Annotated in this window: 11 protein-coding genes; 2 read left to right on the top strand and 9 right to left on the bottom strand. The window is 66.0% G+C overall.

Annotation, left to right across the window (positions count from 1 at the left end; all coding sequences use genetic code 11):
* Positions 1-28: 28 nt before the first annotated feature.
* The 5 genes from KVO92_RS21940 to KVO92_RS21960 form a co-directional block, all read right to left on the bottom strand.
* Positions 29-2,233 carry a xanthine dehydrogenase family protein molybdopterin-binding subunit gene (locus KVO92_RS21940; RefSeq protein ID WP_217477710.1) on the bottom strand — a complete coding sequence of 735 codons (2,205 nt, stop codon included), beginning with the start codon at positions 2,231-2,233 and terminating at the stop codon, positions 29-31.
* Positions 2,230-3,216, bottom strand: a complete 987-nt coding sequence (locus KVO92_RS21945) for an FAD binding domain-containing protein (protein ID WP_217477711.1) — start codon at positions 3,214-3,216, stop codon at positions 2,230-2,232. The genes KVO92_RS21940 and KVO92_RS21945 overlap by 4 nt, the downstream gene beginning before the upstream one ends.
* Positions 3,213-3,746, bottom strand: coding sequence for a (2Fe-2S)-binding protein (locus tag KVO92_RS21950; RefSeq protein ID WP_217477712.1), 534 nt, complete (start codon positions 3,744-3,746; stop codon positions 3,213-3,215). The genes KVO92_RS21945 and KVO92_RS21950 overlap by 4 nt, the downstream gene beginning before the upstream one ends.
* A 157-nt stretch (positions 3,747-3,903) precedes the next feature.
* Positions 3,904-4,497 (bottom strand): nucleotidyltransferase family protein, encoded by a 594-nt coding sequence (locus KVO92_RS21955; protein ID WP_217477713.1) that lies wholly within the window; start codon positions 4,495-4,497, stop codon positions 3,904-3,906.
* Positions 4,490-5,467 carry an XdhC family protein gene (locus KVO92_RS21960; RefSeq protein ID WP_217477714.1) on the bottom strand — a complete coding sequence of 326 codons (978 nt, stop codon included), beginning with the start codon at positions 5,465-5,467 and terminating at the stop codon, positions 4,490-4,492. The genes KVO92_RS21955 and KVO92_RS21960 overlap by 8 nt, the downstream gene beginning before the upstream one ends.
* Before the next feature lie 303 nt (positions 5,468-5,770).
* Here KVO92_RS21960 and KVO92_RS21965 point away from each other — a divergent pair, with 303 nt between their 5' ends.
* Both KVO92_RS21965 and trmA read left to right on the top strand, forming a co-directional pair.
* A complete protein-coding gene (locus KVO92_RS21965; RefSeq protein WP_217477715.1) occupies positions 5,771-7,066 on the top strand; it encodes an NCS2 family permease in 1,296 nt (431 codons plus the stop codon).
* Positions 7,067-7,323: 257 nt separating this feature from the next.
* Entirely contained in the window at positions 7,324-8,412 is a 1,089-nt protein-coding gene (trmA, locus tag KVO92_RS21970) for a tRNA (uridine(54)-C5)-methyltransferase TrmA (protein ID WP_217477716.1), read from the top strand.
* Positions 8,413-8,565: 153 nt separating this feature from the next.
* On the opposite strand, the gene KVO92_RS21975 is transcribed toward trmA, so the two are convergent.
* The 4 genes from KVO92_RS21975 to KVO92_RS21990 are packed head-to-tail and all read right to left on the bottom strand — an operon-like array spanning position 8,566 to position 12,523.
* Entirely contained in the window at positions 8,566-10,680 is a 2,115-nt protein-coding gene (locus tag KVO92_RS21975; RefSeq protein ID WP_217477717.1) for an LTA synthase family protein, read from the bottom strand.
* A gap of 54 nt (positions 10,681-10,734) precedes the next feature.
* Positions 10,735-11,088, bottom strand: a complete 354-nt coding sequence (locus KVO92_RS21980; RefSeq protein WP_217477718.1) for a diacylglycerol kinase — start codon at positions 11,086-11,088, stop codon at positions 10,735-10,737.
* 41 nt (positions 11,089-11,129) lie between these two features.
* The gene (locus KVO92_RS21985; protein WP_217477719.1) at positions 11,130-11,843 is read right to left on the bottom strand and encodes a lipopolysaccharide kinase InaA family protein; all 714 of its coding nucleotides are present in this window, start codon (positions 11,841-11,843) and stop codon (positions 11,130-11,132) included.
* A 2-nt stretch (positions 11,844-11,845) separates the two neighbouring features.
* The gene (locus KVO92_RS21990) at positions 11,846-12,523 is read right to left on the bottom strand and encodes a class I SAM-dependent methyltransferase (RefSeq protein WP_217477720.1); all 678 of its coding nucleotides are present in this window, start codon (positions 12,521-12,523) and stop codon (positions 11,846-11,848) included.
* Between the last annotated feature and the right edge of the window lie 74 nt (positions 12,524-12,597).

The following is a 12,597-nucleotide window of genomic DNA, read 5'->3' on the forward strand; positions in this document are numbered from 1 at the left end:
GGCAACGCCTTTTCCACGCGTTGTGCCGTTACAGCACCTTGTCCATGGTGATCGGCAAATCCCTCACCCGTTTGCCCGTCGCATGGAAGATCGCATTGGCCACCGCGGCTCCGACCCCGACGATGCCGATCTCGCCAACCCCCTTGGAGCCCAGCGCGTTGACGATCTCGTCATGCTCCTCGACGAAGAACACCTCGATGTCCTGGATATCGGCATTCACCGGCACGTGGTACTCGGACAGGTTGTGGTTCATGTAACGACCCAGGTTGTGGTCGATCATGGTTTCCTCCTGCAACGCCTGGCCGATGCCCCACACCACGCCGCCAGCGATCTGGTTGCCGGCGGTCTTCGGGTTGACCACCCGCCCGGCCGCCACCGCGCTGACCACGCGGCTGACCTTGACGGTGCCCAGCGATTCGTCCACCCGCACTTCCACGAAGATGGCCGAATGCGTGGCGGTGGCGTACTGGTCGCGCTTCTCGCCGGGTTTGAGGCTTACCTCCGCCTCCAGCACACCGCTCACGGCCACGATCTGATCGAGCGCAACGGCCGTATCGGGCGACGCTTTCAGCCGCATCTGACCGTCGGCGAACTCGACATCCTCGAGCTTCGCCCCGGTAAAGGGCGAAACCGGCGATTGCTGGGCCGCGTCGAGCAGCTTCTGGCAGAGGCCTTCACAGGCGTGTTGCACGGCGCTGCCGACGGACGAGACCGTGGCCGAGCCACCTTCGAGCGGCGCCTGGGACAGGCTGGAATCGCCCAGGCGAAACTCGACGCGATCCATCGGCATACCGGTGGCGGCCGCCGCGATCTGGGTCATGACCGTGTAGGTGCCAGTACCGATGTCGGACGTGGCGCTACTGACCACCAGCCGCCCGTCCGGACCCAAGCAGGCCTTGGCGCTGGCCGGCATCTGCATGGCCTCCCAGACGCCAGTCGCCATGCCCCAGCCGATCAGCTGATTGCCCTCGCGCATGGAACGCGGCTCCGTGGAACGGCGCGACCAGCCGAAACGTTCGGCACCCTGCTCGTAGCACTGGCGCAGCTCCTTGCTCGAGTAAGGCTTGTCCTGGTTGGCATTGCGTTCGGAGTAGTTGGTCAGGCGCAGCGTCAGCGGGTCGACGCCCGCGGCGTAGGCCAGTTCGTCCATGGCGCATTCCAGCGCGAAGACGCCGATGGTTGCGCCCGGTGCGCGCATATCCAGCGGTGTGTAGACGTCCAGCGGCACCAGCTGATAGTCCAGCTTCACGTTCGGGCATTTGTAGAGCATGCCCGACCACTCCACCTCGTGCTCGGTGAAGTCCTCGAACGAGGAGGTCTGGCCGATCGCCTGATGGTTGATGGCCTGCAGCTGACCGTTCGCCGCCGCGCCCAGCGAGAGGCGCTGGACGGTACGCGGCCGGTAGCCGAAGGTGAACATCTGCTGACGCTTGAGTGCGACCCGCACCGAGCGCTTGAGTTTGAGCGCCGCCATCACCGCCAGCGGCAGCTGGTACTGCGGGCGCAGGCCGGAACCGAAGGCACCGCCGACGAACGGCGAGAGGATCCGGATCCGGTCCTTCATGCCGAATACGCCCTCCAGGTAGCGCATGCAGTTCTGCACCCCCTGGGTCTTCTCATAGATTTCCAGCGTGCCGTCGGGCAGGTAGTGCACGGTCGAGGCGTGCGGCTCCATCGGGTTGTGGTGCTCGACCGGCGTTGAGTATTCCACCTCGACCTTCACCGCAGCGTCGCGCAGCGCCTGGTCGACATCGCCACGGGGTGGCGGCAGCTCGGCGGGCGCCTGGTGCATGCTGTCCAGCTCACGGAGCAGATCGGTGCGGTGGGGCTCGGTTTCATACTCGACCTTCACCAGGCTGCCGGCGTAGCGCGCCAACTCCAGATTCTCGGCCACCACCAGGGCGATAGGCTGGCCACTGTAGAGAATCCGGTCGTTGTAGAGCGGGCGGAACGGCGAGCCGTCGGCGGCATCGGCGTCTTCGTAGGGTTTGTCGTAGCTGGCCACGGGCGGGCGGTTCTGGTGGGTCAGCACCAGCGTGACGCCGGGAACGGCCTCGGCGGCGCTGGCATCGATCGACAGGATGCGCCCACGTGCGATGCTGCTGTTGACCACGCTGCCGTAGAGCAGACCGGGCATGTCGAATTCGGCGGCGTATCGGGCCTGGCCGGTGACCTTGAGCGGACCGTCGACGCGGTCGAGGGGCTGGCCGAACGGGGAAGTGGCTGGTTTCATCGGGCGGCTCCTTTGGCAGCGTCGGTCAGGGCGCGAACAACGGCGCGCCGGCCCAGTTCGATCTTGAAGGCGTTGTGCTCGAAGCCGCTGGCGCCGTCGAGCAGGATGTCCGCGGCGGCCTCGAACGCGTCTGCGTCGGGCGCCTTGCCGACCAGCGCCGCCTCCGCTTCGGCTCTGCGCCAGGGTTTGTGCGCGACCCCGCCCATGGCGATGCGGGCGCTGCGGATACCCGCTCCGTCCACATCCAGTGCGGCGGCGACCGAAACCAGGGCAAACGCATAGGAGGCGCGGTCGCGAACCTTGAGGTAGCTGCTGTGTGCGGAGAAGTCCTGCGGCGGCAGCTCGACAGCGGTGATCAGCTCGCCGTCGACCAGGGTGTTGTCCTGCTCGGGCGTTTGGCCCGGCAAGCGGTGGAAGTCAGCCATGGGGATGCGTCGCTCACCCCGCTGCCCTTGCACATGCACCACGGCGTCCAGCGCCGCCAGTGCGACGCACATGTCGGACGGATGCACGGCGATGCAGGCCTCGCTGTGACCGAGGATCGCGTGAATGCGGTTGAGCCCGTCACGCGCCGGGCAGCCGCTGCCGGGCTCGCGCTTGTTGCACGGCGTGGTGGCGTCGTAGAAGTAATAGCAACGGGTGCGCTGCAGCAGGTTGCCACCGGTGGTGGCCATGTTGCGCAACTGCGGCGAGGCGCCCGCCAGGATCGCCTGGGCTAGCAGTGGGTAGCGCGCCTCCACCAGCGGGTGCCAGGCCAGCTCCGCATTGCTGACCAGCGCGCCGATGCGCAGACCGCCATCGGGCGTCTCCTCGATATCCGCCAGGGGTAGTTGGGTGATGTCGATCAGTTGCGACGGACGGGTAACGTTTTCCTTCATCAGGTCGAGCAGGTTGGTGCCGCCGGCGATGTAGCGGCTGTCGGGCCGGAATCGCCCGATCGCTTCCTCAACGCTACTGGGACGGGCGTAGCTGAAGGGGTTCATGGCGTCACCTCCCGCGCACCGGCGAGGCGCTCGCGGGTTTCGTCCGCGGCGTCTTCGATGGCGGCGACGATGTTCGGATAGGCGCCGCAGCGACAGACATTGCCGCTCATCTGTTCGCGCAGGTCGTCGCGGGTGTGGGCGCGACCCTCGGCGAGCATGCCCACCGCCGAACAGATCTGCCCGGGTGTGCAGTAACCACACTGGAAGGCGTCGTGTTTGACGAAGGCGGCCTGCATCGGGTGCAGCGCCTCGCCCTGCGCCAGCCCTTCGATGGTGGTCAGCGCGGCGCCGTCGTGCATCACCGCCAGGGTCAGGCAGCTGTTGATCCGCTTGCCGTTGAGCAGCACCGTGCAGGCGCCGCACTGGCCGTGGTCACAGCCCTTCTTGGTGCCGGTCAGGTGCAGCTGTTCGCGCAGCAGATCGAGCAGTGTGGTCCAGGGATAGACCTCGACTTCGCGGCGCTGGCCATTCAGTTCGAGGGTGATGGAACAGGCGGCAATCCCACCTGCGGCGGTAGACGTTTCGCTCATGGCAGCCTCACGGTTGGGGGGCTCCGGCTGCCTGTTCTGTGCAGGTTCGCCGAAAACCTCAGGCATTCGATGCGCTTTCCGTGCGCCTACGGGGTACGACTGCCCAGGCGGAAAAATCGTTCAGCGGGATGTCGGTAGCCCGCCGGCCGCCGGGAGCTCAACCCGGCCGGCGATCATCCGGGCGGTCGATGTCCTGCAGCACGGCCGGATCGTCCACCTCGATCTCGAGCACCGCCGGGCCATCGAACAGCGCCTGCGCGCCCCGTTCGCCGGTCAGCACCCGCAGTAACGCACCGAAATCGGCACCAATGCCGCGCGGATGGCCGCGCTGGCCGCGGTACACCGGCACCACCAGCCGCTGCGGCTGAATGGCGGCGGCGATGCGCTCGAGGGTGTCACGTTGCAGGTACGGCATGTCACCCAGCGCCACCAGCCAGCCACGCCGGGTCGGGCAGCGCGACACCGCCTGCGCCAGGCTGTGGCCCAAGCCGTTGCTGTGCACTACCAGCGTCTGCGCGCCGAAGGCCTGGGCCTCGCGCTCGAGCCAGGCGACCAGGCTGGCGTTGTCCTGACGCGTGACCACCAGCAGGCGATCGCCGACACCGGCCAGCGCGCGCAGCGTCTCAGCCAGGATCGGCGGCGCATCGGGCGCCGGCGTGCAGCCTGCCAGCAGTTTGTCCTCGTCGCTGTATTGGCGATAACGGCTGCCCTGTCCCGCGGCGAGGACGATGGTGCACACGTGGTCAGGCACAGCGTCGCTCCGCCGCGACCTGCGCGCCGGCTGCCCCGTTCTTGAGCGCTACCACCTGGGCCATCAGCGACAGAGCGATCTCCGCCGGCGTGCGACTGCCGATCGGCAGGCCAATCGGCCCGTGCAGCCGGCTCACGTCGCGTTCACTGAGCCCCAGCGAGAGCAACCGCGACTTGCGCTTCTCGCTGTTGACCCGCGAGCCGAGCGCGCCGACGTAGAAGGCATCGGACTGCAGCGCGGTGAGCAGCGCCATGTCGTCCAGCCGCGGGTCGTGGGTCAGCGCGACGATGGCGGTGTGCGCGTCTGGCTCGATGGCCAGCACAGCGTCGTCCGGCATGCCCGCCACGAAGCGGACGGCGGTGCCGTCCCAGTCGTGCCCGTAGCCTTCTCGCGGGTCGCAGACCAGCACCTCGAAGCCGAGGCTGCTTGCCAACTCGGCGGTGTAGCGCGACAGCTGCCCGGCCCCGATCATCAACAGGCGCCAGGTCGGACCGAAGGGCGCGCGCAGGGTCGCACCATCGAACCACAGCCCCTCGTTGCGCCCCGCCGCGGCCAGGGTTACCGCGCCGGTGGCCAGGTCCAGACAACGCAACAGACGTTCGTGCGCGGCGCAGCGCTGCAGCAAATCGTCCAGCCAGCGCGCGTCGCTCAGGGGTTCTTCGAGCAGGCGCAAGGTACCGCCACAGGGCAGACCGAATCGCGCGGACTCCTCTTTGCTCACGCCATAGGTGATCAGCTCGCACGCCGTCCCGCGGTCTTTTACAGCCTGTCGGCGCGCCAGCAGATCATCCTCGACGCAGCCTCCGGAGACCGAACCTTCGACGCGCCCGTCATCACGCAGCGCCAGTAGCGCGCCCACCGGTCGCGGTGCACTGCCCCAGGTTTCCAGCACCGTGTAGAGCACCACCGCATGCCCCTCGCGCAGCCAGTCGCGGGCACGTCGCAGCACCCCCAGATCGACACTGTCCATCGTTATCCCCGTGAATTACAGACGATGCGCCGGCCATACCGACATACCTTCAATGACTGGCCGCACGCGGGGTTAGTTCGCCCGCACGCCAGCGGTCAGGAACCACCGCCCCCTTCAGGCATGTGCGCCCCGCAGGCGAAACCGGACGGTCACCGAATGAAATTCAACCCGCTGCAGGCTCGGTGTAAGATGCGCGGCTTTTGCGAGCAACGCCCGGATGGGCTTTGCTATAGCAACCAACTGCCCTGAGAGGCAGCCACTACGCCAACTGCCCGCCCTGACCGGCACTCACGAGGATTGACCATGCTGGAGAAGCTGTTCCAACTCAAGGCGCACCACACCACGCTGCGCACCGAGATCCTCGCCGGTCTCACCACCTTCCTGACGATGGCCTACATCCTCTTCGTCAACCCGAGCATACTCGCCGAGACCGGCATGGATCACGGCGCCGTGTTCGTCGCGACCTGCCTGGCCGCGGCGATCGGCTCGGCGGTCATGGGCCTGGTCGCCAACTACCCGATCGCCCTGGCGCCGGGCATGGGCCTCAATGCCTTCTTCACCTACACCGTGGTGCTGACCATGGGCTACACCTGGCAGACGGCGCTGGGCGCGGTATTCCTCTCGGGCGCGATCTTCTTCCTGCTGTCGATCTTCAAGATCCGCGAGTGGATCATTCACAGCATTCCGCTGGCGCTGCGTTCAGGTATCGCCGCGGGCATTGGCCTGTTCCTGGCGATCATCGCGCTGAAGAACGCCGGCATCGTCGTCGATAACCCGGCCACCCTGGTCGGTCTCGGCGACCTGACCGCCGGCGGCCCGCTGCTGGCCTGCCTGGGCTTCTTCCTGATCGCCGCGCTGGCCTATCGCAAGGTCACCGGAGCGGTAATGATCGGCATCCTGGCGGTCACCGTGCTGTCGATCATCCTCGGCCTGTCCGAGCTCAACAGCGTGGTGTCGATGCCGCCGTCGCTGATGCCCACCCTGCTGCAGCTGGACATCGCCGGCGCGCTGGACATCGGCCTGCTCTCCGTTATCTTCGCCTTCCTCTTCGTCGACCTGTTCGACACCTCCGGTACCCTGATCGGCGTCGCGCAAAAAGCCGATCTGCTGGACAAGGACGGCCGCATGCCGCGCCTAGGCCGCGCATTGCTGGCCGACAGCACCGCGACCATGGCTGGCGCCGCGTTGGGCACCTCGACCACCACCAGCTACATCGAGTCGGCCGCCGGCATCAGCGCCGGCGGCCGCACCGGCCTGACCGCCTGCGTGGTCGCCCTGCTGTTCCTGCTCAGCCTGTTCTTCGCGCCGTTGGCGGGCGCCGTCCCGGCCTATGCCACGGCGCCGGCGCTGCTGTTCGTCGCGGTATTGATGATGAGCAGCCTGGCCAACATCGACTGGGACGACCTGACCGTCGCCGCGCCGGTGGCCATCGCCGCGCTGGCCATGCCGCTGACCTTCTCCATCGCCAACGGCATCGCCTTCGGTTTTATCGCCTGGACCGCCATCAAGCTGCTCGCCGGCCGCTGGCGCGACCTGAGCCCGGCGATGTGGGTCCTGTCGATCCTGTTCGTGATCAAACTGGGCTTTTTCAACGGCTGACGGACCGCGACATCGGTGGGCTGAAGCCCACCCTACGGTCGAAGTAGGGTGGGCTTCAGCCCACCAACCCCCATGCAGCCTGACCGGCCGGGCCTGACAACAATTGCTGACGACCTTACAATCCGCGCCCTCCTGTTGCGTGGGGAGGATGACGCTTTTCGTCCACCTTTCCCGGTCTCTGCAAACGGTGGAGGGATGAAGCCTCAGTTACGCATCCCGGTCCACCCTGTGATTTCACTACCATTCCAAGAGTCTTCATGAGCGCACCGCACTTCGACCCCGCCACTTACGACGCCCAGCTCGCCGAGAAAGCCGCGCGGCTGGTCGAGCTGCTGGCGCCCTTCGACGCCCCTGCGCCAGAAATCTTCGACTCGCCGCGCGAGCACTACCGCCTGCGCACCGAGTTCCGCCTGTGGCGTGAGAATGGCCAGCGCCACTACGCCATGTTCGAGCAGGGCGACAAGCACACACCGATCCTGATCGACGATTTCCCCATTGCCAGCCGGCGCATCAACGAACTGATGCCGCAATTGGAAGCCGCTTGGCAGGCCAGCGAGACCTTGAGTTTCAAGCTGTTCCAGGTGGAATTCCTGACCACGCTGTCCGGCGATGCACTGATCACCCTCGCCTATCACTGTCCGCTGAACGAGGCCTGGCAGCAGGAGGCCGAAAAACTCGCCGAGACGCTGGGCGTCAGCGTCGTTGGTCGCTCGAAGGGCAAGCGCATCGTCATTGGCCGCGACTACGTCACCGAGCAGCTGACCGTCGCGGGGCGGACCTTCAGCTACCGTCAACCCGAGGGCGCCTTCACCCAGCCCAACGGCGAGGTCTGCCAGAAGATGCTGAGCTGGGCCTACGACGTGCTGGGCGAGCGCAGTGACGATCTGCTCGAGCTCTATTGCGGCAACGGCAACTTCACCCTGCCGCTGGCAACCCGGGTGCCCAAGGTGCTGGCCACCGAGATCAGCAAGTCATCGGTCAATGCGGCCCTGGCCAACCTCGATGACAACGGCATCGACAACGTCAGCCTGGTGCGCCTGTCGGCCGAAGAGCTGACCCAGGCGCTGAACGAGGTGCGGCCGTTTCGCCGGTTGGCCGCCATCGACCTCAAGAGTTACACCTTCGGCAGCGTGTTCGTCGATCCGCCACGCGCCGGCATGGACCCGGACACCTGCGAACTGACCCGCCGCTTCGAGCGCATCCTCTACATCTCCTGCAACCCGGACACCCTCGCCGCCAACATCGCCCAGCTGCACGACACCCACCGCATCGAGCGCTGCGCGCTGTTCGACCAGTTCCCCTACACCCACCACATGGAGTCGGGCGTGCTGCTGGTGCGCCGCTGAACGAACCGATCCATGACACTGCCCAGCGCCTGAGCGCTGCCGTGCCGCTAGCCGACTGCGGAGCGCGCCGCCGGCCAGCCCGCGTCAACCGTCGCTGACGAAGCGCTGGCCTCCGTCGGCCTTTGCCAGCCGGCGCGTCGCGCCAGGCGAGCGTTAGTTGGCGGAGTCGGCAACCGGTTCGTCCTTCACTGGATCCGTCCGCTCGCGATCACCGCTGGTGTTATCCAGCAGGCTGGCGGTCGCGGTCTGCAGGAAGGCCTGCAGTTGCTCGGCCATCAGCGGGTCGATCTGGTCCAGGTTGAGGCGTTGCGCCTGCGGCTGCGCACCGAGCTGGTAACGGTACAGCCGGGCGGTCTGGTCCTTGGGCTGAACCAGAATCTGGTCGCCCCGGATCATCGCGACAGTCTGTTCACCACCCGAGGGCTTGATGATGCCGAAGCCCGTATCATTCGGATCGAGCGCCAGCAGGTCTCGGCCCCAGCACTGGTGCCGGACCTCGCCACCCAGGCGACCCATGATGGTCGGCACCATGTCCACCTGCGTGCCGACCACGTCGCGCCGGCTGCCGAAGCGCTCGGTCACGCCCGGTCCGATCAGTAGCAACGGCACGTTGAAGCGATACAGGTCCATCTCGGTCAGCTGTTCGGTGGCGCCGAAACCGTGGTCGCCGACGATCACGAACAGGGTCTGGTCGAACCAGGGGGCCTGGCGCGCCTTGTCGAAGAATTGCCCGAGCGCCCAATCCGAATAGCGCATCGCCGTCAGGTGCTGATCCAGCGAGCCGTGACCGGTTACCGGCTCGACCGGCAGCGGGTCCGGAAGCGCGTAGGGCGTGTGGTTGGAGAGCGTCTGCAGCAGCGCATAGAAGGGTTCGCCGGTGTCCAGCTTGTCCAGCTCCTCGATGGCGCGGCCGAACATGTCCTGGTCGGACACGCCCCAGGTCGGGTCTTGCACCACCGGGTCGACGAATTCGTTGCGGCCGACGAAGCGGGTCATACCCTGGTTGCCGAAGAAGCCGGACTGGTTGTCCCAGGCAAAATCGCCGTTGTAGACATAAACGTCACTGAAGCCACGGCCGCCGAGCAGCTGCGGCAGCCCGGAGAAGCGGTGCCCACCCTCAGGCGTCTGCATCAGGTATTCGAAGCCCGGCAGGTTGGGGAAACAGGCCATGCTGGCGAACATGCCCTGGTGGGTATGGGTGCCGTTGGAGAAGAAACGGTCGAACAACAACCCAGCCTTGGCAAGCCGGTCGAAGTACGGCGTGATGCCGTCCTGGCTGCCCAGCGCGCCGACGAAATGACCGGCAAAGCTCTCCATCAGGATCACCACCACGTTCTTGATCGGCAGCTTGCCGTCCGCCGGTGGCAGGTAGTCACGGCGCACCGGGGCCAGGTCGGCGTCGACCAGCTGGTCGTGGTCGGTCAACAGCAGGTCACGGGTGACCGCCTCGGCCTGCTCGACCGGCAGGGTGGCCTTCCAGGCGTTGTCGCGGTGGCCCGAATAGCGGTTCTTCGCTGCATCGTAGAGCGACAGCGTCGCATTGAGGCCCAGATGGTTGGCGAACATCGAGTCGGTGGTATAGGCATCGCCCCAGCGCAGCGGCGACCCCTGGCGCAAGGTGCCCCGCGCGGCGACCACGCAGACCAGTACCACCAGGGTGAACACCGCGGTGCGGGTGTACCACGCCGAAGCATGGCGGCGCGGACCCGCCGAGCGCAGCGCCGGTGTACCGCGGGTGCGGCGCTCCAGCCAGCCGAACAGGGCGAACATGGCAAGGCTCGCCAGGCCCCACACCGCGAGCAGCTGCAGGACCGGGAAGCCGTTCCAGAGCATGCTCAGCACGGTGGCCGGGTCTTCCTGCAAGTACTGGAAGACCAGCCCGTTCAGCCGCTGGTGAAACTCCTGATAGAAGTTCAGCTCGATCAGCCCGAGCAGAATCGCCAAGCTGGCACAGAGGGTCAACCACACCCGGAACAGGCGCCGTGCGGCCATGGCGCGCAGGCTCAGGGTGCTCAGCAGCAGCGGCAGCAGCACGTAGACCACCACCCGCAGGTCGAAACGCAGGCCATTGCCGAAGGCCTCGACGAAGGTGGACGCCGGCGTGCTGCCGATCAGCTCGCGGTTGAACAGCAGCAGGCCCAGGCGCAACAGGGCGAACATGAGCAACAGCGCCAGCGTGCTGGCGAGGATGAAGCGCAGGTGCGCCGCCAGGCCGATGCTGCCGGGCACAAGGTGGTCTCGGCTGGACCGCCGCGGGGTGGAACGCATGAGAGGTTTCCTTTGTTCAGAAGGCAGGCGTTGAAAAGCAGGCTCAGGGGTCGGTCAGAGCAGGATCACCGCCCAGACCAGGCCAACCAGACACAGCGCCAGCAGTTGCGCGGCACTGCCCATGTCCTTGGCCTGTTTGGACAGCGGATGGATGTCGAAGGATATCCGGTCGACCGTCGCCTCGATCGCAGAGTTCAGCAACTCGATGATCAGTCCGAGAAAGACCACGCCGATCAGGATCGCGCGCTCTGCACGGCTGACGTCGAGCATCAGCGCGACCGGAATCAGCACCAGGTTGAGCAGCACCAGCTGGCGAAACGCCGCTTCGCCTCGATAGGCGGCCTTCAGGCCGGCAAACGAATAACCGGAGGCGTGCCAGATGCGGGCCAGGCCGCGACGTCCCTTCATGGCGGCACCATCGCTGATCAAAGGTGTGGATTCGGGTGCCGTCACCGCGCGTCTCCGTGCTGAGCAAAAGACGCTGCATGCGCGCCTTGTAACAATGTCCAATCCTGATCGGGCATCGCATCGCGATGACGCGCAAGCTGGCGCAAGTCATGTTTAGCGGCCGCACCGGGGTGCAGACGCCGGCGGCTCTTTTCCAGATCCAGCAGAGCGATCTCGATCAGGGTGCTATCCGCCTTGCCAGTGACCTTGACGAAAATGTGCTTGGGATAACAGCAGCCATGTTGCCAGCGAGCACGATGGTAGCGGCTCAGCGTAAGGCCGATGGTCTCAAGCATTCGCACGTGCACGCTGGACCCGTAGCGCTGGTCCAGCCTGTCCGCGTACCACTGTTCGAGACTCACGAAATCCTCCAGCTCTTCAGTGATCAGCAACGCCTGCCACTGGCCCGCTTGCCGTTGAGTACCGCAGTAAGCGATGGTCGGCACCCGCACGCCGAGCCGCGAGAACGCCTGCAGCGCATCGCGCTCACGCAACACCGTAGGGCGCCCGAATGGATGCCACACGGAGCGATACAGATGTCCGATCTGCCGCTTGCAGTAGAGCAAGCCGCCTTGGCGGTTCGGTAAGCGCTGCACTCCGCTCTCCCCATCGCGGCGACGGTTAGGGGGTTCGACCCACTCGCCCTGCCTGCTCCACCATTGTTCGAAATCATCGGCGGCCTCAACCGCACGCGGGAAAACAACAGCAGCAGCCATGCTCAGCTCCTTTTGCGCAACACGTAGACACGCCACATCGCGTATCCGGGGAGAAAATCCCGGTGGCCGACGATATCGAATCCGGCCTCGCCGAACTCCGCTTCGATCTTCGAGCGCGAAACCACAAACCTGTTTTTATTTTCTGGGTCCGAACGCCGACGCTCCAGGCGCTTGCGCTTCCAGGCCTTGTAATTGCCATCGACCCACAGCGAGAGGATAACCGTATCGCGGGTGACTCGGTGAAACTCGCGCAGCATCGCCAGCCGATGTGCCGGGTCGGCGATATGGTGCAGCAAGCGCATGCTGAAGATGCAGTCGACTGCGTTGGCGCCCATGTCGATGGCGAACGCCGAAGTTTGAAAGGTTTCGACCCGCTTGACCACCTCCGGCGGCTGAGCGGCCTCGGCGGTCGCCAGCATGTCCGGCGAATTGTCTGCTGCGAGGATCATCCGGCTGGGGTGCTCGGCCAGCATCGGCCAGAAACGCCCGGCGCCGCACGGCAGGTCGAGAACCAGATCCGGGTCGCCGGCCTGCTTCAGCGCATGGCGAGCCAGCTGCACGTCCCGCCAGTGCGACAGGCGTCTAGCCAGGCCGTCTTGGTGCTTGTGCAAATACTCGCGGGCGTGGTCGCGGTCGTACTTGCGCGAGAACTCGAGCTCGATCGGGCTGGATTTGGTCATGGCGGGCATCCGGTGATGTGTCAGACCCGCACGCTAACGAGACGGGTATCAAGTCACCGTCAACAGAATGTGAA

It is taken from the genome of Stutzerimonas stutzeri (genome assembly GCF_019090095.1).
In the GTDB taxonomy this organism is placed as follows: domain Bacteria; phylum Pseudomonadota; class Gammaproteobacteria; order Pseudomonadales; family Pseudomonadaceae; genus Stutzerimonas; species Stutzerimonas stutzeri_AN.